This is a genomic window from Ruegeria sp. CRTD044, assembly GCF_059613485.1.
Genome location: NZ_JBXWSP010000007.1, coordinates 224,303 through 247,488 on the forward strand (window position 1 = coordinate 224,303; position 23,186 = coordinate 247,488).

Below are 23,186 nucleotides of genomic sequence, written 5' to 3' on the forward strand. Positions count from 1 at the left end.
GGAACTTGAAGTATGAAACCGCTAGTTTGACCGCAAACCAAAAGACTACATACGAAACTCGAGGTATTTCGGCAGTGCAGCGTTTCCCTACTCGATGGATACGAGGGTTTTCCCTTGTTGCAGCCATTGGCCTTCTGACAGCGTGCCAACTGCCCAAGGCAGGGCCGAACAAAACCGAAATTCTGGCGGGCTCGACGGTCAATGGCGGCAACGCCCACGTGGTCGAAGTTGATGACAGGGTGGCCCACGTCACCTCTGCGGTTCCACAGTTTGGTTTTCCGCCTGCCTTCCGGTCAGCACAAAGCGTAACATCCGACACCATTCGTCCCGGCGACGTGCTTGGCCTGACCATCTGGGAAAACGTCGACGACGGTCTGCTGGCTGGCGAAACCGGCCCATCGACCAATCTCGATGAGGTTCAGGTCGACAGCGAAGGCTTTATCTTCGTGCCCTATGCCGGCCGCTTGCGCGCCTCGGGCAATACGCCCGAGCAGCTTCGCTCGCTGATTGCAGAAAAGCTGCGCGAGCAGACGCCTGATCCGCAGGTTCAGATCCGCCGCGTGGCGGGTGACGGTGCGACGGTCTCGGTAACCGGCACGATCGGCGCCTCCGGCATCTACCCGATCGAGCGCCCGACCCGCACCTTGTCGACGATGCTTGCAAGGGCCGGTGGCGTGGCGGTCGCCCCGGATATTGCGCTGGTCACGGTGATCCGCGGCAATCAGCGTGGCACCGTGTGGTATGACGATTTGTTCCGCAATCCTGAAACCGACATCGCACTGCGCGGCGGTGATCGCATCCTGGTCGAACAGGACACCCGGTCGTATATCGCGCTTGGGGCCACGGGCGGGCAATCCCGCGTCGCCTTCGACAGCCAGGATCTGTCCGCGCTGGAAGCGCTGGCGCAGGTCGGCGGTTTGCAATCGCTGTCCTCGGATCCCACAGGTATCTTCGTTCTGAGAGACGAGCGCGAAGACATTGCACGCAAAGTGCTGGGCCAGGCGAACCTTCAGGGCGAACAACGCGTGATCTACCTGCTGAACCTCACGGCGCCCAACGGCCTGTTTGTTGCACGTGATTTCGTGATCCGCGACGACGACACGATTTACGTGACCGAAGCCCCGTATGCGCAGTGGACCAAGTCGATTTCGCTGATTGCCGGTGGTCTGACACCCGTTGCAAACGTCGCCACGCTGACCGGAAACTGAGGCATGAAACCCGGCGCCGACACTGCGGACGCCGAGGATCGAACGCGCCTGTATGTCTACAATGGCGGGTTTCTGACCCAACGCAGGGTCCGACGCATCCTGTCGCTGGCGGGGCTTGACATTCGCGTTGGGCTTCCGCGTTCGGGCGACATGGTGGGCATCTGGGGCGAAAGCCCGACCGCACACCGCGGAATTCGAGTTGCGAAGGACCGGAAAATCCCGCTGTTGCGGGTCGAGGATGCATTCCTGCGATCCTTGCTGCCGGGGCGCGATCACGAGCCGCCGTTGGGCCTGCTTCTGGAACGACGTGCGATGCATTTCGATCCGTCACAGCCGTCGGACCTCGAAACTCTGCTGGCCACGCATCCGCTGGATGACACCGCGCTGCTGGATCGGGCACGCGGCGCGATCGCACGGCTGAAGGAATCGCATCTGAGCAAGTATTCGGCCTGCGACCCGGATATCGCGCCCCCGGATCCGGGCTATGTACTGGTTGTCGATCAGATACAGGGCGATGCGGCGGTTACGGCAAGCCGGGGCGACCCTGCGCGGTTTCTCGAAATGCTGATCATGGCCCAAGAGGAAAACCCCGGCGCGCGTGTGATCATCAAGACCCACCCGGAAACGCTGCAGGGCCATCGGCGCGGTTTCTTCTCGGAGGATGACGAAACTGAACGTGTCTCCCTGTTGGCGGATCAGATCAGCCCCTGGTCGTTGCTGGAAGGTGCGATTGGGGTCTATACCCTGTCCTCGCAACTGGGATTTGAGGCCATTCTGGCCGGTCACAAGCCTAGGGTTTTTGGGCAACCCTTCTATGCCGGGTGGGGTCTGACGCAGGACGAGATGCCTCTGGCGCGCCGTCAGCGTAATCTGACCCGCGCTCAACTATTCGCTGCCGCCATGATACTGTACCCGACGTGGTACGATCCCTATCGCGACCAGCTGTGTGAGCTGGAAACGGTGCTGGATACGCTTGAAGCCCAGAGCCGCGCCTGGCGACTGGACAGGCACGGCTGGACAGCGTCTGGAATGCGCTTGTGGAAACGCAGGCATATTCAGCAAACCTTCGGGAAGTGGAAAAAAGTCCGTTTCGTGCCGGAACGACCCTTGGCGACCGATCGGTCCCATATGGTTTGGGGCAATCGTGATCTGGACGCCGAAGATGTGGTCCGCGTCGAAGACGGTTTCCTGCGCTCGCGCGGGTTGGGGGCCAACCTTGTGCCCCCGCTTTCACTGGTGACCGACGACCTTGGAATTTACTACGACCCCACCCGACCCAGCCGTCTGGAAGAACTGATCACCGCACGCGAAGAGTTGCGACCCGATCAGGAGATACGGATACGCCGCCTGGTGACGCAACTCACCGCGGCGGGGCTAAGCAAATACAATACGGGCGGCGGTTGCCCGCCCTTGCCGGACGGGCACCGGATTCTTGTACCTGGCCAGGTAGAGGACGACGCCTCGATCCGGTTGGGCACTAGCACGGTCCGCACAAATCTCGAGTTGCTGAGCACCGTTCGCGCGGCCAATCCCGACGCAGTTCTGATCTACAAGCCGCATCCGGATGTTGAGGCCGGGCTTCGAGACGGTCGAATGGACGCCGAGGGTCTGGCGGATGTCGTCCTCCACGATGTCGATCCGGCGCTGGTTCTGCCAGCGGTACATGAGGTCTGGACAATGACCTCACTGCTTGGGTTCGAAGCTTTGCTGCGCGGGATAAAGGTCACAACGCTTGGGGCCCCGTTTTACGCCGGCTGGGGTCTGACGACGGACCTTGGATCGGTCCCGGCACGACGAGGCGCGCGACCGACAGTGCTGGGCCTGGCCTACGCCACGCTCATCGACTATCCACGGTATTTCGATCCAATCACTCGCGATGCCTGCCCGGCGGAGGTTGTCGCAGACCGTTTGACGCATGGCCCGATTGCACCTGCTGGGCCGGCAATCCGGCTGCTGGCTAAGCTTCAGGGGGCTTTTGCAACACATGCGAACCTGTGGCGCTAGGGCTCGCCGCTAGCGGACCGGCCTGCGCCAGACATGCAGGACATCGCCACCCAAGTCCCGGGTTTCGACCAGCGAAAAGCGGGGCGCGTCCCCCAATTCCTCAAGCCCCATGGCGCCAATGGCGGGCAAGCCCTCGGCTCCGATGGCCAAGCCCGCGCTGAAACCGACCAGCTCGTCGACCAGATCATTTGCCAGCAGGGACGCAGCCAGAGCCGAGCCCCCCTCGCAGAATACTCGGGTCAGACCGGCCTGCCCCAATTGGTGCAGCATGTCTGCGGCGTCGATCCGGTGATCCTGCAAAGCGCAGGATATCAGCCGCGCGCCCAGTCCCTGCCACGCCGCGGCACGCTCAGGATCGGGCGACGGGCCATGGCACAGCCAAACGGGAATATCAGAGGCGGTTCGGGCCAATTGGCTGAGCAAAGGCAATTCAAGGTGACGTGAAACCACGACGCGCACGGGCTGCCGGTCGATACCTAGATCACGAACCGTCAGCGAAGGATCGTCGGCCCGCGCGGTGCCCGCGCCGACCATCACCGCATCGTGCTGCGCCCGCATGGCATGCACCGCCCGGCGGGCCTCGGGGCCGGTGATCCACTTGCTCTGCCCGGTCTCGGTTGCGATCCGTCCATCAAAGCTGCTGGCGAGTTTCAGCGTCACGAACGGTCGGCCTTGCTCGGTCTTCATGAAAAAGCCCGCGTGGTCCATTGCCGCCTGATCGCTCAGAACCCCGGTCGTGACCTCAATCCCGGCATCGCGCAACATGGCAAAACCCTGCCCCGCGACGCGCGGATCGCTGTCCTCGATCGCCGAAACCACGCGGGCCACTCCGGCGTCAATCAAAGCCTGAGCACAAGGCGGCGTCTTGCCGTGATGCGAACATGGCTCCAGCGAAACATAAGCCGTCGCGCCACGCGCCTGTTCGCTGGCCTGGGCCAGAGCCTCGGTTTCCGCATGAGGGCGACCGCCGGGCTGCGTCCACCCGCGCCCGACGATCCGGCCGTTTTTCACCAGAACGCATCCGACCGCGGGGTTGGGCCAGCAAGATCCTTGTCCGCGCCGCCCCAAGGACAGGGCCAGCGCCATGTATCGCTTGTCTGTTTCGGTCACTCGTCAGTCGATGGCTGCGGCGGGCGCAGTTCGTGGACGAACTCCTCGAAATCATCGGCCGCCTGGAAATTCTTGTATACGCTCGCAAAGCGAACATAGGCGACGGTGTCGATCCGCGCCAGAGCTTCCATGACGATCTCGCCGATCTTGTTGGACGGAATGTCGGTCTCACCCATGCTTTCCAGGCGCCGCACGATGCCGGATATCATCTGGTCGATGCGGTCCGGATCAATCGGGCGCTTCTGCATCGAAATCCGGATTGACCGTTCCAGTTTGTCCCGGTCGAAATCCTCGCGCTTGCCATTTGTCTTGATGACCACAAGGTCGCGCAACTGGACCCGCTCATAGGTGGTGAAACGGCCCCCGCACGCGGGGCAGAACCGACGCCTGCGGATGGCCACGTGATCTTCTGCCGGACGTGAGTCCTTGACCTGAGTATCGATATTTCCGCAAAACGGGCAGCGCATCCGCCGTCTCCTCGTCCCTTGTTCCGCCTCTTTTTGTCAGCGCTGTGGCCGACTTATCCACAACTATAGGGCAGCCGCTAGAGTTTGGGTAGTCGGAAATTTCAACCGCTATATGCAGGGTCACCCAAAATGCGCCGCAACTCGGCGAACGTGGGGCGCGGTCCGGTGTTCGAACAGGTAGATACCCTGCCATGTTCCCAAGGCAGGGCGCCCACTTAAGACCGGGACCGAAAGAGAGACCGGCATCATCGCCGCCTTGATATGGGCCGGCATGTCATCGGGCCCCTCATACGTATGTTTCAGATAAGACATCGACGGATGATCTGAGGGCGGAACCAGCCGCGAGAAAAATGCCTGCAGGTCCGTCTGAACTTCGGGATCCGCGTTTTCCTGAATCAACAGTGAACAGGATGTGTGGCGGACGAACAGCGTCAGCAGTCCGTCGGCCACACTTGCGGACAGCCAGTCACGGATGTCGGAGGTGAACTCGTACAGCCCCTGCCCTCGGGTTTCGATGGTGAATTCGGCCTGCATCAACCGGGTGGCCCTGTTCGCGTCAGTTGAAGAAGGGGCGCACGTTGCATCGGGCGTTTGCACCTTGGACCGACATGCTGTAGCCCGGTTGAAATCCCGAAACCACTACGCTGGGTTGCTGTGGCACGCCGCCTGTCGGCGGTTTTATGGAAAACTGCACAGCGGTCCGACGCCCGGTTGTCACACTGGGCCCATAGCCGCGTAAAACGTAAATCCGCTGCTGCCAGCCGGCCCCCAGTTTGCGCCGAGCAAAATCCGCCGCCGCGCACCAATACCCATCAACGTCCTGCCGGGCGCGGGGGATGACCTCAAAATCGGTGCTGTTCATCGGCTCGGTCCGGTACCCGTTCGGGGCGGCGTCAGTCTCGACCGGAGCGGCTGCAACCATTGCCGCAACCGCGGTGCATGTCAGAATATGTTTCATTGCAAATATCTTCCCTGATTTTGACACGCATCATAGCCTAGTTTTTCACCAAGCCCAGAACAGCGTCGTTCACGATGATTTCAGGAACAGTGCGCACGCGAATGGTGCCTTGCGTCTAGGGAGTCGGGACATGCATTCAATGTGTGCCGGGGAGCCACAGATCGGTTGGTGTGACCAAATCCTTCGGCTCAGCCCGATCCCCACGGGACTGACCCGGCACGCGGCTGATCTATGACGGCCGTAGCACGGTGTCTTTCTTTGCCCGGCCACGTCTTTGTGATCTGAAGCCATTTCCGGCGTAAATACTTGCGCCGTGTCTGACCCTGTGTGGGAACTGTCACCTCACAAAAACTATGCAAATGACAAAATTCGCTACATAATCCGGCCAATTCAGTGGGTTCCGGAGCGTGGTATGCAAGTCGATATCGCCAGAATTCAGTTGCTGGCGTCCGCGTTGCAGGCGCAGGCAGGGAATACTGATACGGTCGTTCGTGTCCTGACCAAGAGCGGGCTGAGTGCGCAAGACCTCGCGCCGCCTGCAAAGCTGTACAGCGCCCACAGCGAGGCATTGTTCACCCGCCACGCTTGCGATGAACTCAACGACATCCTGTTCGGCGCGCGAACGGGGTTGCAGTTCAGTGCAACCTCCAGCCTGACGGCATATATCAGCAAGTATTCCCGGGATCTGCGGCAGGTTCTGGAGAACGCCAACCACTTCCACCGGCTGATTGATCCTGCCATCGCCGTGAGGCTGCACGAGTCCGGCAATTCGGCAACCATCGAGGCCAGGTGGAAGGACCCAAGCTTTTCGCGGTACCACCGGCGAACCGAGTTCCTCATGTTTGCCTGCATTGCCCGCCTGCGTGCTCTCACGGGGATCCCGATCCAACCGATCGAACTGCGGTTTCAGCACAAGGTCGGCGCGCTAGAGGAAGACTATTCGAAACTCGGCAGATTCCCGGTGGTGTTTGGCGCAGAAAAGCTGGAGATCATTTTGCCGCAATCAACGCTCGACGTGCCCGTCCCGACCTACGACCCCAGCTTGCGACAGCACCTGATGGAATATGGTGACCGTCTGCTGCATGAAAACAGTGACGAAAAACAGACTCTACGGTCGCGGGTCGAAGGGCGGATCACCCAATCGCTTCCCGGGGCCATCGCCCGCGCCGAACAGGTTGCCAAGGATCTGGGCATGAGCCCGCGGACATTCGGTCGACGCCTGACCGAGGAAGGCACCAGCTTTCGCGAAATTGTCGACGACCTGCGCTGCGACCTCGCCAGAACGTTTCTGAAGAACGACATGGGCCTTTCTGAGATCTCGTACAGCCTTGGCTACGCAGACCAAGCGGCATTTTCGACTGCCTTCAAACGCTGGACCGGGCAATCTCCCAGCGCGTTCAAGGATCAGTCCCGGCGCAGAAAGCCTGCCTGATAAGCGGCCGGGGGTCATCAGCGTTGCCGCCTCGCCCCGACCTGTCCCATGAGTGGACACAAGCGATATGGTCCGCGAAGGCTCTGACCACTTGCGAATTCCCGCCAAATTGAATTCACGTTTGGCCGTCGTGAACCAAACCGCCGTGCAAATGAAAAGAGGCGCCTCGGTCGAGGCGCCTTTTTGATCACTGATCCAGGAAGGACCGCAGCTTTCGGCTTCGGCTGGGATGTTTCAGCTTGCGCAGCGCCTTGGCTTCGATCTGCCGGATACGTTCGCGCGTCACGCTGAACTGCTGACCAACCTCTTCCAGCGTGTGGTCGGTGTTCATGCCGATGCCGAAACGCATCCGCAGAACCCGCTCTTCGCGCGGGGTGAGCGAGGCCAGTACACGCGTGGTGGTTTCCTTGAGGTTTTCCTGAATGGCGCTGTCCAGCGGCAGCACGGCATTCTTGTCCTCGATGAAATCGCCCAGTTGACTGTCTTCCTCGTCCCCGATCGGAGTTTCCAGACTGATCGGCTCCTTGGCGATTTTCATCACCTTGCGGACCTTTTCCAACGGCATCTGCAGCTTTTCGGCCAGTTCTTCCGGCGTCGGCTCGCGTCCGATCTCGTGCAGCATCTGGCGGCCGGTCCGCACCAGCTTGTTGATCGTCTCGATCATGTGCACCGGAATACGGATGGTGCGCGCCTGATCCGCGATCGAGCGCGTGATCGCCTGACGGATCCACCAGGTCGCATAGGTCGAGAACTTGTAGCCACGGCGGTATTCGAACTTGTCCACCGCCTTCATCAAGCCAATGTTACCTTCCTGAATAAGATCAAGGAATTGCAGGCCACGGTTGGTGTATTTCTTTGCGATCGAGATCACCAGGCGCAGGTTGGCCTCGACCATTTCCTTCTTGGCCTGACGCGCCTCTTTCTCGCCCTTCTGAACCTGCTGGACGATGCGGCGGAACTCGCTGATGTCCAGACCGACATACTGGCCCACCTGAGCCATGTCGTTGCGCAGTTCCTCGACCTTGTCGGACGAGCGTTCGATGAACATTTGCCAGCCCCGGCCCGGCTTTTCGGCCATCTCCGACAGCCAGTTCGGATCCAGTTCGCGTCCACGATAGGCTTCGATGAACTCACGGCGGTTGATGCGGGCCTGATCGGCCAGCTTCACCATGGCGCTGTCCAGTGACATCACCCGTTTGTTGATGCCGTACAACTGATCGATCAGAGCTTCGATCCGGTTGTTGTGCAGATGCAGGCCATTCACCAGTTCAACGATCTCGGCGCGCAGCTTTTGATAGGTCTGCTCATCCTTGTCGCTGAACGACCCATCCTCGTTCAGAGTTGCCGAGATCCGGCTGTCCTGCATTTCCGACAGCTTTGCGAAATCCGTCGAGATCCGCTCAAGCTGAGTCAGAACCTGATCTTTCAGCGCCGCTTCCATCGCAGCCAACGACATGTTCGCCTGATCGTCTTCGTCATCGTCATCGTCGTTGGCGATCGGGTTGCCGTCGGCATCCAGTTCAGGACCTGTGTCCTTGGCGGGCTTGGCGGCCGCTACGGCCGAGGTATCCACCACCGGCTCTTCTACGTCGCCATCCTCGTCCATCTGATTGCCGAACGTCGCTTCCAGATCGATGACGTCACGCAGCAGGATGTCCTCGGACAACAATTCGTCATGCCAGATCGAGATCGCCTGGAAGGTCAGCGGACTTTCGCAAAGCCCGAGGATCATGGTGTTGCGACCGGCTTCGATCCGTTTCGCGATGGCGATTTCGCCCTCGCGGCTCAGCAGTTCGACCGACCCCATCTCGCGCAGATACATGCGCACCGGGTCATCGGTCCGGTCCAGCTTTTCGGTTTGTGCACCGGCCAGCGCAACCTCACGGTTGCTGTCGGTGGTGACCAGATCGGTCGAGCCCTTCTGCTCTTCCTCTTCGGCCTCTTCGTCTTCGATGATGTTGATGCCCATCTCGGACAGCATCGACATGACGTCCTCGATCTGTTCCGAACTGACCTGATCCGGCGGCAGGACCTGGTTGAGCTGATCGTAAGTGATGTAGCCTTTCTCGCGAGCCTCGGCGATCATCTTCTTGACCTGGGCCTGGCTCATGTCCAGCGAGATTTCCTGTTCCTGGTCGTCGGACTTCCGTTCCTCGTTGGTATCCTTGGCGGCCATTCAGTGCTCCTGCAGGGATGGGTGATTCGATGGAACCGAATCATTAGCGCGTAGAAGTGATTCGGCCACCCGTTTACCCGTTTTTCTTTTCCAGTGCTTTATGAAAACACCACTTCAGCGGCGTTTCCGCTCGAACTTGATGCCGGACATGATCGCCTGAAACGCGTCTTTCTCGTCACGATTGATTCGCGCCCCGTTGTCAGCAATGTCGAAAACGGCCCTGTCCTCGTTCTGGCTGCGGCTTGCGCGGTTGCGTTCTTCAGCGGCCTGGGCCAACCGGAACGTTAATGCTTCGTCCGCCAGATCGGACAACTCCTCTTCGGCTTCGGCAATCTCGGCATCCAGCCCCCGGAGCGCTTTGATTTTTGCGAGTTCCTCGGCCAGAGTCATCTGTGCCTTTTCGACGTCGCCCGGTTTGTGCACACAGGGGATTACAGCGACATGGCGAAGGGCCAGCAGATTTTCAAGAGGGGCCGGCCCCAAAGACTGAACAATGTGCTCTTTCAGGTTGTCGGGATCGTCGATCGCGTGCCGCAGGATTGCATCGCGCAGGGCCGCGTGATCGGTGTTCAGGCATTCCATCTCTTCCAGTTGGTGCTCGAATTGAACGACGACCTCGGGGTTCAGGATTGCAATCGCAAGGATTGCCGCTTCACGCAGCTGGATATCCGCATTCTCCGAGGACGCAAGGAACGAGGCCCGCGCATCCGGCGTTGCCGACGGTTTTGGCGGTTGCCATTTGCCCCTCGGCTGCCAGTTTCGAGCCCCTGCCCCTTGCCGCTGCGGGCGGAAAAGTTGCCAGCGGAGATCCTTGATTTCCTGCCCGTAGTGCGACCGGATCGAAGGATCGCGGATCAGTTGGATCTTTTCGCGCAGCGCCTTGTCGAGGGCCGCCTTGCGCTCGGGGCTGTCGAACACTTTGCCCTCGGTCTCGCGCCGCCACAAAAGCCGCACCATCGGAATGGCCGCGTCCAGCACCGCCTGAACCGCCTCCGGGCCTTCGGCGCGCAGCAGATCGTCGGGATCCTTGCTCTCGGGCATCAGGGCGAACCGCAGAGACTTGCCGGCCACCAGCAGGGGCAGCGCCAGGTCGATGGCCCGCATCGCCGCGCGCAGGCCGGCAGTGTCGCCATCCAGCGCGATGATCGGCTCATCGGCGATGCGCCACAGCATGTGCAACTGGTGTTCGGTGATCGCGGTGCCCAGCGGCGCGACGGCGGCGCCGAAGCCTGCCTCGGACAGGGCGATCACATCCATATAGCCCTCGGCCACGATCAGCGGTTGCCCCTTGCCCGCCGCCTGACGGGCCGGTCCGTGGTTGTACAGGCTTCGCCCCTTGTCGAACAGCGCGGTCTCGGGCGAGTTCAGATATTTGGCGTTGTCGTTGGGGTCCATCGCCCGCCCGCCGAACGCGATGCACCGGCCGCGCGGATCGCGGATCGGGAACATGATGCGGTTGCGGAAGGTGTCATAGGGCTTTTTGCCCTTGTTCGACGGCTTGGCCAGACCGGCGCCCAGGATCAGGTCCTCGGTCACGTTCTTGCCGCGCAGATGGTCCCACAACGCCTGCCAGCCGTCGGGTGCAAACCCGATTTCCCAGCGTTCCAACGCCTGAGCGTCCAGACCGCGGCGGTCCAGATAGGCGCGCGCCTCGGCCCCTGCCCCGGTCTTGAGTTGCAGGCGGAAGAACTGCACCGCCTGCTCCATGACATCGGCCAATTGCGCCCGATGGTCCTGCTTTTCCTGCGCCTTGGGATCGCGCGCGGGCATCGGCAATCCGGCCTCGCGCGCCAGAATTTCGACAGCTTCCATGAACGAGACGTTCTCGGTTTCCTTCACGAAGCTGATCGCGTCGCCCTTGGCATGGCACCCGAAGCAGTAATAGAACCCCTTTTGGTCATCCACATGGAACGAGGCCGTCTTTTCGTGATGGAACGGGCATGGCGCCCACATGTCGCCCTTGCCCGGATTGGACTTGCGGTTGTCCCACATGACCTTGCGCCCGACGACCTGAGACAGGCTCAGACGGGTGCGCAGCTCATCCAGAAATCCAGGGGGCAATGACATGCTTCATACATGGCAGAAACCAGGCCGCCCGCCAAGGGCACGGCAGGCCTTTGTCCACAGCCAATTCGCGGCCCTGTGGATTACTGCTGCAGGCACAGCTCCATCCAGGCGGCACCGAGGTCTTTTTTGCGGATATCGCGCATCTTCTGCTCATAGACCCACGGGGTGATCAACGGGATTGCGGCGTTGTAGTTCTCGGGCCAGGTCGGGCCGGCCTCGGCCACCGCTTCAGGAACGTCCCGTTCTTTCACGCGATCAAGACGGGCTTTTTGAACCGCCGCCACAACGTCTGCTTGATAGCGGCAGCTTTGTTCCTTGGTTTCAGCGGCAGCCAGCGGTGTGGCAAGCAGAGTGGCGGCAAGTGCGATGCGCAGCATAAGGTCCCCTTGGAATCAGTTCTTTGCAACAGTCTAACCGCGTGCTGCCACACCTTCCATTGCCCTCTGCAGATCATGAACCAACGATGTGGCCATCGACCGGAACACCATGATCTGAAAGGCTTTCTCGCTAACCCGAGTGATCGACGCGGTCATGTGGAACAGGAGCGTGCGCGCCGTATGTCCGCGCTTGAAGTTCTGCGGGCGCAGATCAACGGGAACCAGACGGGCCAGAACATCCTCGGCCCCGTCGCCCTCAAGCCGCACCACGGCCCAGGCATCAGACTGGTCGACGACCGCGGCATAGGCGGACAGCGAAGGATCTGGTGCGGGGCCGATCAGCATGACCTGACCCGGGCCGAACCAGATGGCCCGCGCGCCCGACTTCCCGGTGGCGCGGTTTGGGGCCGGCAGCGCCATGCCATGCGCCGACTTCATCGCCTCGGACAATGCATTGGTCTGCCCTTGAAAGGCCGAAACCGCATGTATCGCGTCCGGGTCGACCTCGGTGACCGAGACCGTTCCGATGGTCAGCGGCAGCAGCCCGTCACACGGGGTCCGGGCAATCATCTTATCCACGCACACGCTCTCCCTCTGGATCAAAGAACACCGGGTCCGTCACCTCGCACAGCGTGGTCACGCCGCGCAGGTGATCGACCATTTTGACGATCTCGCCATGACGGTCGGGGCCATCGGCCAGAAACGCCAGCCCCAGCATGCTGCCCAGCGTCGGCGAGTAGCAGACCGAGGTCACATAGCCCTGATCGTTGGTACGCACCGGCGCGTCCTCTTCGTTGTACAGATGGGCGCCGGCCAGCAACTGGCGGCTTTCCCCGATGGGTTTGAGCCCGACCAACCGCTCGCGCCCCGGCTCCTCAAGCCCCGGGCGTTCCGACATGGTTTTGCCGATGCAGTCCTTTTTCTGCGACACCATCCGGCCCATCCCGATGTCATAGGCCGTGGTTCGCCCGTGGATTTCGGCATGGGTGATGAACCCCTTCTCGATCCGGAGGACGTTCAGCGCCTCCATCCCATACAGGCCGCCGCCCAGCGCCTCGGCCCGTTGGGTCAGAATGTCGAACAAACTGGCCCCATACCGCGCAGGCACGGCGATCTCATAGGCGTGTTCGCCCGAGAACGAGATCCGGAACAGACGCCCCGGCACCCCGAGAACAGAAACCGGCCCACAGGCCATGAACGGCCACACGGCATCATCCAATGGGGTGTCCAGAACGCCGTTCAGCACCTCGCGCGATTTGGGGCCGGCCACGGCGAATTGCGCCCATTGTTCCGTCACTGAAACCAGTGTCACGTCCCAATCGGGCCGCAGACCTTGGCGCACGAATTCCAGATGTTTCATCACGTCGCCCGCGGCGGCGGTCGTGGTGGTCATCAGGAAATGACTGTCACCCAAACGCGCGGTGGTGCCGTCATCCATGACGAACCCGTCCTCGCGCAGCATCAGCCCATAGCGCACGCGCCCGACCTTCAGCGTCGAAAACGTGTTGGTATAGACGAAATCCAGAAACTGCGCGGCGTCGCGCCCCTGAATGTCGATCTTGCCCAGCGTCGAGACATCGCACACGCCGACCGCCGTGCGCACCATCTGCACTTCACGGTCGCAGGATTGGCGCCATGTGGTCTCGCCCGGCTGCGGGAAATAGCTGGGCCGGTACCACAGCCCGGCCTCGACCATCGGCGCTCCGCGCGCCACCGACGCCTTGTGCGAGGTGGTGAAGCGCTGTGGCTTGAACCCCGCCCCCTCGGCCCCCGCGCCCAGCGCGGCAATGGCGATCGGGGCGTAAGGCGGGCGGAAGGTGGTGGTTCCGGTCTCGGGGATCGCGCGCCCGGTGGCATCCGCCAGCACGGCCAGCGCCGCGACATTCGAGTTCTTGCCCTGATCGGTGGCCATGCCCTGCGTGGTATAACGCTTCATGTGCTCGACCGAGCGGAAATTCTCGGTCGCGGCCTGCTTGACGTCCTTGACGGTCACGTCGTTCTGGAAATCCAGCCACGCGCGCCCCTTGCCCGGCACCGCCCACAGTTGCGCGATTTCATAGGGCTGATCCTCGGCCGGCGGCGGCTCGGGCTTGGGCGACTTGAGGCCCAGATCACCCAGCGCCTCGGTCGCAGCCGAAATGCCCTCGCGCAGACAGGCGCAGGTGGAGAACGCGCCGTTGCAGGCCCCGGCCGTGCGCATCCCGGGCACGGCGCCCGGCGTGGGCACGAAGGCGGCAATGTCACGCCGCCAAGTCGGTCGACCGTTCATGTGGCAGGTCAGGTGGACCGAGGGGTTCCATCCGCCAGTCATCGCCAGGCAATCGGTCTGAATGCGCTCTTCTCCGCTGGCGCGGCGCACGGTGATCGACTCCAGCCCCTTGCGCCCCGAGCTGCCACAGACCTGCGCCCCGCGCAGCACCGGATAGTCCGTCGACACCGGCCCGTCATGGCGGCTGTCGATCACGGCGGCCACGTGGACACCTGCGGCGAGCAGGTCGCGGGCCGTCCGGTGAATGTCATCGGTGTTGCCGAAGACTGTGACACTCCGGCCGGCCGCGACGCCCCAGCGGTTCAGATAGGCCCGCACGGCCCCGGCGGTCATGATGCCGGGCCGGTCATTGTCGCGAAACGCCACCGGGCGCTCCAGCGCCCCGGCCGCCAGAACCGAGCGCCGGGCGGCGATCCTCCAATATGTTTCCAGCGGCGCACCGGCGGGGCGGTCGCCCGTGTGGTGCAAGACCCGTTCGAGCGCGGCAAAGGTGCCCTGATCGTAGGCCCCGGCAATCGTCGTGCGGGTCATCAGCCGCACATTCTCCATCGCCCGCAGTTCAGCCAGAACCTCGTCTACCCAAACGTGACCCGGCTTGCCATCCACCTCGAGCGTCTCGGCCAGCAGCCGCCCGCCCATCTGGTTGCTTTCGTCGGCCAGAATGACATCCGCCCCGGCTCGGCCGGCCGTCAAGGCGGCCATCAAACCCGCCGGACCAGCCCCGATCACCAGCAGGTCGCAGAAGGCATAGGCGCTTTCATACGTGTCGGCGTTGGCTTGCCCGGACAGCGCGCCCAACCCCGCGGCGCGGCGGATCATCGGTTCGTACAGCTTCTCCCAGAAGCTGCGGGGCCACATGAAAGTCTTGTAGTAGAAGCCCGCCCCCAAGAAGGGCGCGGCCAGATCGTTCACCGCCATCACGTCGAAATTCAGGCTGGGCCAGCGGTTCTGGCTGCGCGCCTCGAGGCCCGGATAGATCTCTTGCATCGTGGCCCGGACATTGGGGTCCTGCGCGGCGCCTCGGCCGATGGTGACCAGCGCGTTCGGCTCTTCGCTGCCGGCGGTCAGGACGCCGCGCGGGCGATGATACTTGAACGACCGCCCCATCAAGCGCACGCCATTGGCCAGCAGCGCCGAGGCCAGCGTGTCGCCCTGAAAGCCCGAATACCGGATGCCGTCAAAGGAAAATTCGACCGAAGTGCCGCGGTCGATCAGGCCCCTGTCCGCGACCCTCATCGCTTGCCCCCGGACGCAGGTTCGGTCGCCGAAATTTCGTGGGTCAGCGTGTTTCGGGTCACGACGATCCATGCGCCGCAGCCGCCCTCGTGATACCACAGGTCCCGCGTTTCGCCCGCCGGGTTGTCGCGCAGATAGACGAAATCGTCCCAAGCCTCCGGCCCGGCATCCGGGGCGGGCCGGTCCAGATCGACGGCGGCCCCGCGATAGTAGAACTCGCGGCGGTCACGCTCGCCGCAATACGGACAGGTGATCCTCATCGCCGCGCCTCCTGGATTTCACAAGTATTCGAACGAAACATACCGGCCCGCCCCTAATGCAGATTGTGCTGAGAGCCCTTGCCCTCTTCATCGATGATCCCGCGCCCGGTGCGGAAACGATCCAGGCGGAACCCTGTCGCGTTCTCGTGGTAGCGGTCGGTGGCCATCAGGTGGGCAAACACGTTGCCCGAGCCCGGAACCGCCTTGAACCCGCCGTAGTTCCAGCCGCAGTTCAGGTACAGCCCGTCGATATGCGTGCGGTCGATGATCGGCGATCCGTCCGGCGACATGTCCATGATCCCGCCCCAAGACCGCAGCACCCGGGCCTTGCCGATCATCGGCATCAGGGCCACGCCGGCCTCCATCACGCTTTCGACCGTGGGCAGATTGCCCCGCGCCGCGTAGGAAGCATAGAAATCCAGGTCGCCGCCGAACACCAGCCCACCCTTGTCGGATTGGCTGATGTAGAAATGCCCCATGCCGAACGTCACAACATGGTCGATGCAAGGCTTCAGCCCCTCGGTCACGAAGGCCTGCAGCACGTGGCTTTCGATCGGCAAGCGCATCCCGGCCATGCCGGCAACAAGCCCCGAACGGCCCGCAACCACGATCCCTACCTTCTTGGCCCGGATCGCCCCGCGCGTCGTCTGCACCCCGCGCACGGCGCCGTTTTCGATGTCGATTCCGGTGACCTCGCAATTCTGGATCAGATCCACCCCGCGCTGATCCGCCCCGCGGGCATAGCCCCAGGCCACGGCATCATGCCGGGCCGTGCCGCCGCGCGGATGATACAGGCCGCCATAGATGGGAAAGCGCAGATCGTCATAGTTCAGATAGGGCAGCATCTCGCGCAGCGCATCGCGGTCCAACAGGATGGCATCGTCGCCCTGGCTGATCATCATGTTGCCCCGCCGCGCGGCTGCGTCCCGCTGCCCGTCCGAATGGAACAGGTTGATGATGCCCCGCTGCGAATGCATCACGTTGTAGTTCAGGTCCTCTTCCAACCCCTCCCACAGCTTGAGGGAATGCGAATAGAACTCGGAATTTCCTTGCAGAAAATAGTTCGCGCGCACGATCGTCGTGTTGCGCCCCACATTGCCGCCGCCGATATAGCCCTTTTCTAGCACGGCGACATTTGTCAGTCCGTGCTCTTTCGCCAGATAATACGCGGTGCTGAGGCCGTGCCCCCCACCGCCGATAATGACGATGTCGTACTCGGCTTTGGGCTCGGGATCACGCCAATGCGCCGTCCAACCCTTGTTGCCCGTCAGTCCTTCCTTCAGGACGCGTAAGCCGGAAAAGCGCATTCAGATCTCCCTGCGGGTTTGCTGGCATCAAACCAACTTCCAACAGGAGTAGCAATCCGGGCTCGGGGCTCCGCATCCGTTTTCGACAAGAACTTGTCAACGCGCGACCAAACCGGACGCAAACGAATTCGCCCTCAGAACCGCAGACGGAAGGCAAAGCCAACGATCGGAGCGGTATCATAGCCCTGCCGGCTGACTTCCTGCCCCGCTGCATTGTCCAAGCGCAACTCGCCGTTAAACTCGGCGCCCGCAAATGCCGAAAGCGAAACTCCGGGGTTGGGCGCGTATTCAACCGACAGAACCACCGGAATGCTGCTGTCCTCGCCCACGCCGCCCGGAGCCAACCCGTTATCGTTCAGCTGAAAGCGGACCCTCTCGGACCGAACGGCAAGCCCGACGCTGACACTTTCCGAAGCCTTGTACTCCAATGTGACGCCGGGGCCTTGAGTGGCCCCCAGCGCGCTCCCGGTGCTCAGACGCCAGCGCTCGGCAAAGGTCCAGTCGACCAGAAGCGCGGGAAAGACTTCGAGGTCATTCGTTCCAACCTCGGAGAACACGCCAAATGCCGGGCCGATGCGCAGATTGGGGTTCACCGCCCATGAAATGCCGGCGAAGGCACCATAGGTGAAGCCGTCCGAGGCACTGGCGCCGGTCTCGTAGTCCCATCTCAACTGGGGCGAAACGATCACCGCAGCCCCGTTGTCCAGAGCGAAGCGCAATGGAACGCTCAGGCGAATGTCGCGGACGTCGTCCCACGGCTGGGTTCCGGGCAACCCGAAATCGTAAGAAAACTGACCGAAACTCGCCAGCAAACCCACAAAGGACCCGTCTCCATAGCTGTAAATGCCGCCTGCCCGCAGAAATGCGCGCGATGCGCTGAAATCACCACCGTCCTCAAGATCGGCGCTGCCCTGATAGACAGCCAACCCTTCCACAGTCGGCGTCCAGCCCTGTCGGGGCTGGGCAATGGCGGCAGTCGCAAGCGCCAAGGTCGCGGACCCAATCGCCGCGACCCATGCTAATGAACGGGTAATTTGCATGAGATCCTCGCTGGTTTCACTGCCTGAACTCCAGCGCAGGATGTGCGGCAACCGGACTTTTTGTCAAAGCCCGATTGCCCAGTTTCTGATACGTCAGAGGCCCTTGGCCCGATAGCTCTTGGCTACACGGTCAATGGACACGATGTAAGCCGCGGTGCGGAGGTCATCCACGTCGTCGCGATCATGCCAGACCTCGCTCATGGCCTGGTAGGCGATGCGCATCGTGTCATCCAGACCCGAGCGCACCAGCTCAAGTTCATCCGCGCCCTTGAGGTATTTGGCCTTGAAGTCCGGAGACATCGACCACGCATCGCCAAGATAGCGATCCAGCCGTTCCAGCTCTTTCACGATCAGCTCGTGCCGCGCCTCTTCCTGACGGCGCTGCATCCGGCCGAAACGGATGTGACTGAGGTTCTTGACCCATTCAAAATACGAGACCGTCACACCGCCGGCGTTCGCGTACATGTCGGGAATGATCACGGTGCCCTTCTTGCGCAGCACTTCGTCGGCCCCGGCGGTCACCGGGCCGTTCGCGGCCTCGATGATCAGCGGCGCCTTGATGCGCTCGGCATTGGACAGGTTGATCACGCCCTCCAACGCTGCCGGGATCAGAATATCGCACTCCTCTTCCAGCACAGCAGTGCCCTCGGCGGTGTGCGTTGCATCAGGGTAGCCGTTCACGCCGCCATGTTTGACGATCCACTGGTGAACCGCCTCAACGTCGATCCCCTCGGGGTTATAGATCGCACCGTCACGCTCGATGATGCCAACGACCAGAGAGCCGTCTTCCTCACTCAGGAACTTGGCCGCGTGATAGCCCACGTTGCCCAGGCCTTGAACGATGACCCGCTTGCCGTCCAGCGAGCCTGACATGCCAGCTTTCTTGACGTCCTCGGGGTGACGGAAGAACTCGCGCAACGCGTACTGGATGCCACGCCCCGTCGCCTCGACCCGGCCCGAGATGCCGCCAGCATTCAGTGGTTTACCGGTCACACAGGCCCGCGCGTTGATGTCTGTGGTGTTCATCCGCGCATACTGGTCAGCCATCCATGCCATTTCACGCTCGCCGGTGCCCATGTCGGGGGCCGGGACGTTCTGCGACGGGTTGATCAGGTCGCGCTTGGCCAACTCATAGGCAAAACGACGGGTGATCTGCTCCAGCTCATGCTCTTCGTATTTGCGCGGGTCGATACGCAGACCGCCCTTGGACCCGCCAAACGGAGCCTCGACCAAGGCGCATTTGTAGGTCATCAGCGCAGCAAGCGCTTCGACCTCGTCCTGGTTCACGGCCATCGCATAGCGGATACCGCCCTTTACCGGCTCCATATGCTCGGAGTGAACCGAGCGATAGCCGGTGAAAGTATGGATCTGCCCCCGCAGACGCACGCCAAACCGAACGGTGTAGGTCGCATTGCAGACCCGGATCTTTTCCTCAAGCCCGGGCGGAAGATCCATCAGGGCAGCCGCCCTGTTGAACATCAGATCTACACTCTCCCGAAAGCTGGGTTCCTTGATGGCCGTCATAAAATCCTCCATGCCGGTTGACGTCGAGCGTCATGACGTTTTGTCGCACCCTTGGCAAGCAGCTGCAATCGCGATTTGCACTTTTTTTCATCAATTTATGAACAGCGCGTTTCGACCATCCGAGCCGAGTCGCGGACGTTTACAATTTGCGGAAATTGTCCCGAGCAACGAAACAAAGCCACCCTTCCCGGCCAGACTGCCGCCGTTTTTCATTCAAAAAGAGCACCATAGTGACGATCACGCCCAATTCTCGCCACGATCCACATCTAAATTATTAAAGTTCCGAAGAACTGGCTTCGCTGCTTTTGGCCGGCAAAAGGATTTCGTTATGCGCAATTTTGAATGGACATCGACACGGTCGGGGAAACCGCGCCACGCAGACCGCTGCCGGGGCGCCGTCGAGTCTTTCGCGACCTCGGAAAGCGGGACGATGACCATCTTCGCCCTCTTCCTTCTGATGATCATCTTCACCGCGGCGGGCTTCGCCGTGGACGTTATGCGGTACGATCGCGAACGTGCGCGCCTGCAATATGCTCTGGACCGCGCCGTACTGGCGGCGGCCGACCTGGACCAGGACCTTTGCCCCAAGGACGTGGTCGTCGACTACCTCGCGAAGGAAGGCTTGGACCAGTACCTGGTTGGTGACCCGATCGTGGAACCCAATGTCTGCGGCGCGACCGCCGTTACGATCGAAGGCTACCGCAAGGTCCAAGCGAGCGCCCAGATGGATGTCGGCATGCACTTCATGCAGTGGTGGGATGTTGACTCGATCGTGAGCGCGGCAACCAGCGTTGCCGAAGAAGCCATTGATGACGTTGAGATTTCTTTGGTTCTCGACGTCTCTGGCTCGATGAACAGCTACAATCGCCTGGCCAACCTAAAAGTGGCGGCCAAAAGCTTCGTGCAAGAGATGGCGGACAAGACCGAGGACGGGAAGCTGTCGATCTCGATCATCCCCTACGCAACTCAGGTGTCGCTGCCCGACTATCTGATGGACGAATTCAGCACGACCGGCACCAATAACCGGGCAAACTGCATCAACTTCACCAGCAGCGAGTTCAACACCACCGCGCTGGACCCCGATACGATCCGCCAACGCACACTGCATTTCACGCCGTGGAGCACCTATGACCGGCGCCCCAGCAATGGCTACGTCTACAGCGAAGTCTGTGACGAACTCGCCAACCGTGAGGTCTCGGTCCTGCAGAAGGACCCGCAGGTTCTCAAAGATCACATCGAAAGCTTTACGGCCGGCGGAAACACTTCGATCGACGTCGGTCTGAAGTGGGGCCTTGCCCTGCTTGACGAAAGCATTCAGCCGGTGATCGCACGTCTGGCGGGCGACGAAGTGCCTGCAGACTTCGCTACCCGTCCCAACAGCTACTCCAGTAACGACTCGATGAAGGTTCTGGTGTTGATGACGGACGGCGCGAACACCACTCAGTACATGGTAAACGACCCCTACCGTGAGGGTACGTCCATTCTGTGGTGGAATGCCAAAAAGTCGACCTATTCGACCTATGACTACGAGACCGAGAAGTACTTCTGGCACGATGTCGACTATACCGAATGGGACAGCAGCAAGGGTTGGTACTGGGGTCGCGAGATCTGGCAGGACGATCCCTACGGCAACGACGAGTATACTGTCTATCGCTGCACCTACCGGTCCGGCGGCGTCTGCTACAACTTTGACTACAGCAGAAGCGAGACCCGCACCGTTCTGGACAACAATGGCGACCCGGCGACATCGGTCAACCTGACTTGGGATCAGGTCTGGGAGCGCACGACCCGTCGCGCGATCCGCGACCTGTTCCGCGAAGCGCTGGGGAGCACGAAGGGCAACACCTGGTACAACAACGCGGTCACTTCGATCGGGTCGGGCACCAAGGATCCGCGCGCGCGCGCAATGTGTGCCGCCGCTCGCGCCAATGGCATCGTAGTCTTCACTATCGCTTTCGAAGCTCCCGATCAGGGCAAGGCCCTTCTGAAAGACTGCAAAAGCGATGATGGCGCCTATTACGAGGCGACCGGTGACGAAATCGTCGACGTATTTGCATCGATCGGATCGACCATCCGCAATCTGAGGCTGACCCAATGATCAAGCGTTTGCTTCATAAATTCCGCACGTTCCGGCGGAAAGAAGATGGGATGGCGACGATCGAGTTCGTCTTCTGGTTCCCCATCTTCATCATGACGACCTATTCGGCCGTCGAAGTCGGGATCGGGGCCTTCAACCACGCCAACCTTGAACGTGGACTGGACGAAACGATCCGCGACGTTCGCCTGAACAATCTGGACAAGTATACCACCAACGTTCAGGACGGCTGGACCCACACTCTTTTGAAGGACATCGTCTGCGACAAGGCAGGCTACATTCCTGAGTGCAAGGAAAACCTGATCCTGGAAATGACCCGCGTCGACCCGTTTATTGGGACCACGCTGGATCCCAACCCCTACTGCATCGATACCCCGGCAACGATCCGCAACAGCCAGATCTTCGAGCCCGGCACGTCGGACGAACTGATGATCGTCCGCGCCTGCGTCGAGGTAAAGCCGCTGTGGTGGGGCACCATTCTGGGCGCCATCGCGCGGAAAAAGCCCAACGGTATGTACGAACTGCACGCAACAACGGTGTTTGTCTATGAACCGACCTGATCGCTCAATCTTCTCGCTGGCTGTCCGGTATCTGAAACGGTTTTCCCGCAAGGAATCCGGCGTGATCAGTGTCGAGGCCGTGATGATCTATCCCCTGCTCTTCTGGGGCATGTGTGCGTCCTATACGTTCTTCGACGGGTACAAGCAGAGCTCGCGGAATCTCAAGGCGTCTTATGCGATCGCCGACGTCATTTCCCGCGAACGCAATGACATCAACGCAACCTATATGGATACGCTGTACGACCTGCTGCAGCAGATGATGTCGGACCGCTCCGACGTGTCGATGCGCATCTCGTTCCTTCGCTTCGACCTGCCGGATGACCGGCACTATGTGCAATGGTCCTGTATTCGCGGCGAAAGCTTCGAGGCGTGGACAGATGGCACCATCAGCGAAATCCGGGACAAGCTGCCCATCATGCCGGACAACGGCAAGATGATCCTGGTCGAAGTGAAGGACTTCTATCGCCGTCCCTTCCGCATCGGATACGGCGAAAACGAATTTGCCATGGACAATTTCGTATTCACCCACCCGCGCGTCTACGACAAGATCGACGCACCGGGCGGGTGCTGAGGCTTATTCGCCCTCGGCCAGCATCGCAGAAAGCATTTCTGACAGGAACTTGGTCTCGGCGGCGGACGTCATGCCGCCGACGCCGACACGTCGCCCGACGCGCCACCAAAGGCCCGGGGCCCACGCCCTGCCCCGTTTGCTACGGGTCGTCAGCAGAAACCCGTTCGACGGCTTGAAGGCGAATACGCCCCGGTCCACCCCTTCGATTTCACCAACCTCGGCAATCAGCTTGCCGCTGCCCGTGCGCAATTCCGTGCGCGTCAGTTCGATCCGGTCCGCTGTCGCATGCCAGACGCGATGCGCGAGCCAAAGCGCGCCACCTCCGACCACGAAAAGGAACAGCTGCCATTCCGGCGCTGGCGGTGCGGCCAGGGCGACATAAGTCACGAACACGCCCACAGTGACGAGCATTCCCACCCCCATCCACCGCCGTGCCGATGAAGCCTGAATCGTTGCCAGTACGTCTTCTTGCATTTCCAACTCCGCCTTTGCCTGCCCCCCATACCCGCTTTCAGCGACAAGCAA

The 23,186-nt window shown here is 61.4% G+C and carries 20 protein-coding genes; 6 read left to right on the top strand and 14 right to left on the bottom strand.

Annotated features, from left to right (window positions below; all coding sequences use genetic code 11):
- Positions 1-74 precede the first annotated feature (74 nt).
- Both AC2FNL_RS08845 and AC2FNL_RS08850 read left to right on the top strand, forming a co-directional pair.
- Positions 75-1,208, top strand: coding sequence for a polysaccharide biosynthesis/export family protein (locus tag AC2FNL_RS08845; RefSeq protein ID WP_093961759.1), 1,134 nt, complete (start codon positions 75-77; stop codon positions 1,206-1,208).
- Positions 1,209-1,211: 3 nt separating this feature from the next.
- Positions 1,212-3,212 (top strand): capsule polysaccharide biogenesis protein, encoded by a 2,001-nt coding sequence (locus AC2FNL_RS08850; RefSeq protein WP_496833187.1) that lies wholly within the window; start codon positions 1,212-1,214, stop codon positions 3,210-3,212.
- Positions 3,213-3,221: 9 nt separating this feature from the next.
- On the opposite strand, the gene ribD is transcribed toward AC2FNL_RS08850, so the two are convergent.
- From ribD to AC2FNL_RS08870, 4 genes are all read right to left on the bottom strand, one after another.
- Positions 3,222-4,322 carry a bifunctional diaminohydroxyphosphoribosylaminopyrimidine deaminase/5-amino-6-(5-phosphoribosylamino)uracil reductase RibD gene (ribD, locus tag AC2FNL_RS08855; RefSeq protein WP_496833189.1) on the bottom strand — a complete coding sequence of 367 codons (1,101 nt, stop codon included), beginning with the start codon at positions 4,320-4,322 and terminating at the stop codon, positions 3,222-3,224.
- A complete protein-coding gene (gene nrdR / locus AC2FNL_RS08860; protein ID WP_039534475.1) occupies positions 4,319-4,789 on the bottom strand; it encodes a transcriptional regulator NrdR in 471 nt (156 codons plus the stop codon). The genes ribD and nrdR overlap by 4 nt, the downstream gene beginning before the upstream one ends.
- 120 nt (positions 4,790-4,909) lie before the next feature.
- Complete coding sequence (locus tag AC2FNL_RS08865; protein ID WP_170339147.1) at positions 4,910-5,323, bottom strand: secondary thiamine-phosphate synthase enzyme YjbQ; 414 nt, start codon at positions 5,321-5,323, stop codon at positions 4,910-4,912.
- A gap of 22 nt (positions 5,324-5,345) precedes the next feature.
- The gene (locus AC2FNL_RS08870) at positions 5,346-5,747 is read right to left on the bottom strand and encodes a hypothetical protein (protein WP_496833192.1); all 402 of its coding nucleotides are present in this window, start codon (positions 5,745-5,747) and stop codon (positions 5,346-5,348) included.
- 412 nt (positions 5,748-6,159) lie between these two features.
- Between AC2FNL_RS08870 and AC2FNL_RS08875 the strand changes: the two genes are divergently transcribed.
- Positions 6,160-7,179: a helix-turn-helix domain-containing protein gene (locus AC2FNL_RS08875; RefSeq protein WP_496833194.1), complete on the top strand. Its 1,020-nt coding sequence runs from the start codon at positions 6,160-6,162 to the stop codon at positions 7,177-7,179.
- Between the two features lie 187 nt (positions 7,180-7,366).
- On the opposite strand, the gene rpoD is transcribed toward AC2FNL_RS08875, so the two are convergent.
- The 9 genes from rpoD to AC2FNL_RS08920 form a co-directional block, all read right to left on the bottom strand.
- Complete coding sequence (rpoD, locus tag AC2FNL_RS08880; RefSeq protein WP_093961753.1) at positions 7,367-9,355, bottom strand: RNA polymerase sigma factor RpoD; 1,989 nt, start codon at positions 9,353-9,355, stop codon at positions 7,367-7,369.
- Positions 9,356-9,469: 114 nt separating this feature from the next.
- Positions 9,470-11,422 (bottom strand): DNA primase, encoded by a 1,953-nt coding sequence (dnaG, locus tag AC2FNL_RS08885; RefSeq protein WP_496833196.1) that lies wholly within the window; start codon positions 11,420-11,422, stop codon positions 9,470-9,472.
- 80 nt (positions 11,423-11,502) lie between these two features.
- Positions 11,503-11,799, bottom strand: coding sequence for a hypothetical protein (locus tag AC2FNL_RS08890; RefSeq protein WP_170357503.1), 297 nt, complete (start codon positions 11,797-11,799; stop codon positions 11,503-11,505).
- A gap of 33 nt (positions 11,800-11,832) precedes the next feature.
- Positions 11,833-12,378 carry a sarcosine oxidase subunit gamma gene (locus tag AC2FNL_RS08895; protein ID WP_496833198.1) on the bottom strand — a complete coding sequence of 182 codons (546 nt, stop codon included), beginning with the start codon at positions 12,376-12,378 and terminating at the stop codon, positions 11,833-11,835.
- The gene (locus tag AC2FNL_RS08900) at positions 12,371-15,304 is read right to left on the bottom strand and encodes a sarcosine oxidase subunit alpha family protein (protein ID WP_496833200.1); all 2,934 of its coding nucleotides are present in this window, start codon (positions 15,302-15,304) and stop codon (positions 12,371-12,373) included. The genes AC2FNL_RS08895 and AC2FNL_RS08900 overlap by 8 nt, the downstream gene beginning before the upstream one ends.
- Positions 15,301-15,564, bottom strand: a complete 264-nt coding sequence (locus tag AC2FNL_RS08905) for a sarcosine oxidase subunit delta (protein ID WP_005983905.1) — start codon at positions 15,562-15,564, stop codon at positions 15,301-15,303. The genes AC2FNL_RS08900 and AC2FNL_RS08905 overlap by 4 nt, the downstream gene beginning before the upstream one ends.
- 53 nt (positions 15,565-15,617) lie before the next feature.
- Positions 15,618-16,871: a sarcosine oxidase subunit beta family protein gene (locus tag AC2FNL_RS08910; protein ID WP_170586151.1), complete on the bottom strand. Its 1,254-nt coding sequence runs from the start codon at positions 16,869-16,871 to the stop codon at positions 15,618-15,620.
- Positions 16,872-17,005: 134 nt separating this feature from the next.
- Entirely contained in the window at positions 17,006-17,911 is a 906-nt protein-coding gene (locus tag AC2FNL_RS08915; RefSeq protein WP_496833203.1) for a hypothetical protein, read from the bottom strand.
- A 93-nt stretch (positions 17,912-18,004) separates the two neighbouring features.
- Complete coding sequence (locus AC2FNL_RS08920; RefSeq protein ID WP_093961747.1) at positions 18,005-19,435, bottom strand: Glu/Leu/Phe/Val family dehydrogenase; 1,431 nt, start codon at positions 19,433-19,435, stop codon at positions 18,005-18,007.
- Between the two features lie 430 nt (positions 19,436-19,865).
- On the opposite strand from AC2FNL_RS08920, the gene AC2FNL_RS08925 reads away from it, so the two are divergent.
- Genes AC2FNL_RS08925 through AC2FNL_RS08935 form a run of 3 tightly spaced genes read left to right on the top strand, consistent with a single transcriptional unit; the run spans position 19,866 to position 22,661 of the window.
- On the top strand, positions 19,866-21,533 hold the full coding sequence (locus AC2FNL_RS08925; protein WP_496833205.1) for a Tad domain-containing protein: 1,668 nt from the start codon (positions 19,866-19,868) through the stop codon (positions 21,531-21,533).
- Complete coding sequence (locus AC2FNL_RS08930) at positions 21,530-22,090, top strand: TadE/TadG family type IV pilus assembly protein (protein ID WP_093961745.1); 561 nt, start codon at positions 21,530-21,532, stop codon at positions 22,088-22,090. Before AC2FNL_RS08925 ends, AC2FNL_RS08930 begins: the two co-directional genes overlap by 4 nt.
- On the top strand, positions 22,077-22,661 hold the full coding sequence (locus AC2FNL_RS08935; protein WP_093961744.1) for a TadE/TadG family type IV pilus assembly protein: 585 nt from the start codon (positions 22,077-22,079) through the stop codon (positions 22,659-22,661). The genes AC2FNL_RS08930 and AC2FNL_RS08935 overlap by 14 nt, the downstream gene beginning before the upstream one ends.
- Positions 22,662-22,664: 3 nt before the next feature.
- Here the strand turns inward: AC2FNL_RS08935 and AC2FNL_RS08940 are convergent, their stop codons facing one another.
- Positions 22,665-23,135 carry a hypothetical protein gene (locus AC2FNL_RS08940; RefSeq protein ID WP_496833208.1) on the bottom strand — a complete coding sequence of 157 codons (471 nt, stop codon included), beginning with the start codon at positions 23,133-23,135 and terminating at the stop codon, positions 22,665-22,667.
- Positions 23,136-23,186: the final 51 nt, after the last annotated feature.

Bases quoted from the DNA above. Each gene is read 5' to 3' on its own strand.
- AC2FNL_RS08850 (WP_496833187.1), top strand. From the start codon at position 1,212: ATGAAACCCGGCGCCGACACTGCGGACGCCGAGGATCGAACGCGCCTG.
- dnaG (WP_496833196.1), bottom strand. From the start codon at position 11,422: ATGTCATTGCCCCCTGGATTTCTGGATGAGCTGCGCACCCGTCTGAGC.
- AC2FNL_RS08930 (WP_093961745.1), top strand. From the start codon at position 21,530: ATGATCAAGCGTTTGCTTCATAAATTCCGCACGTTCCGGCGGAAAGAA.
- nrdR (WP_039534475.1), bottom strand. From the start codon at position 4,789: ATGCGCTGCCCGTTTTGCGGAAATATCGATACTCAGGTCAAGGACTCA.
- AC2FNL_RS08865 (WP_170339147.1), bottom strand. From the start codon at position 5,323: ATGCAGGCCGAATTCACCATCGAAACCCGAGGGCAGGGGCTGTACGAG.
- AC2FNL_RS08900 (WP_496833200.1), bottom strand. From the start codon at position 15,304: ATGAGGGTCGCGGACAGGGGCCTGATCGACCGCGGCACTTCGGTCGAA.
- AC2FNL_RS08905 (WP_005983905.1), bottom strand. From the start codon at position 15,564: ATGAGGATCACCTGTCCGTATTGCGGCGAGCGTGACCGCCGCGAGTTC.
- AC2FNL_RS08875 (WP_496833194.1), top strand. From the start codon at position 6,160: ATGCAAGTCGATATCGCCAGAATTCAGTTGCTGGCGTCCGCGTTGCAG.
- AC2FNL_RS08890 (WP_170357503.1), bottom strand. From the start codon at position 11,799: ATGCTGCGCATCGCACTTGCCGCCACTCTGCTTGCCACACCGCTGGCT.
- AC2FNL_RS08935 (WP_093961744.1), top strand. From the start codon at position 22,077: ATGAACCGACCTGATCGCTCAATCTTCTCGCTGGCTGTCCGGTATCTG.
- AC2FNL_RS08925 (WP_496833205.1), top strand. From the start codon at position 19,866: ATGACCATCTTCGCCCTCTTCCTTCTGATGATCATCTTCACCGCGGCG.
- AC2FNL_RS08910 (WP_170586151.1), bottom strand. From the start codon at position 16,871: ATGCGCTTTTCCGGCTTACGCGTCCTGAAGGAAGGACTGACGGGCAAC.
- AC2FNL_RS08915 (WP_496833203.1), bottom strand. From the start codon at position 17,911: ATGCAAATTACCCGTTCATTAGCATGGGTCGCGGCGATTGGGTCCGCG.
- AC2FNL_RS08870 (WP_496833192.1), bottom strand. From the start codon at position 5,747: ATGAAACATATTCTGACATGCACCGCGGTTGCGGCAATGGTTGCAGCC.
- AC2FNL_RS08940 (WP_496833208.1), bottom strand. From the start codon at position 23,135: ATGCAAGAAGACGTACTGGCAACGATTCAGGCTTCATCGGCACGGCGG.
- rpoD (WP_093961753.1), bottom strand. From the start codon at position 9,355: ATGGCCGCCAAGGATACCAACGAGGAACGGAAGTCCGACGACCAGGAA.
- AC2FNL_RS08920 (WP_093961747.1), bottom strand. From the start codon at position 19,435: ATGACGGCCATCAAGGAACCCAGCTTTCGGGAGAGTGTAGATCTGATG.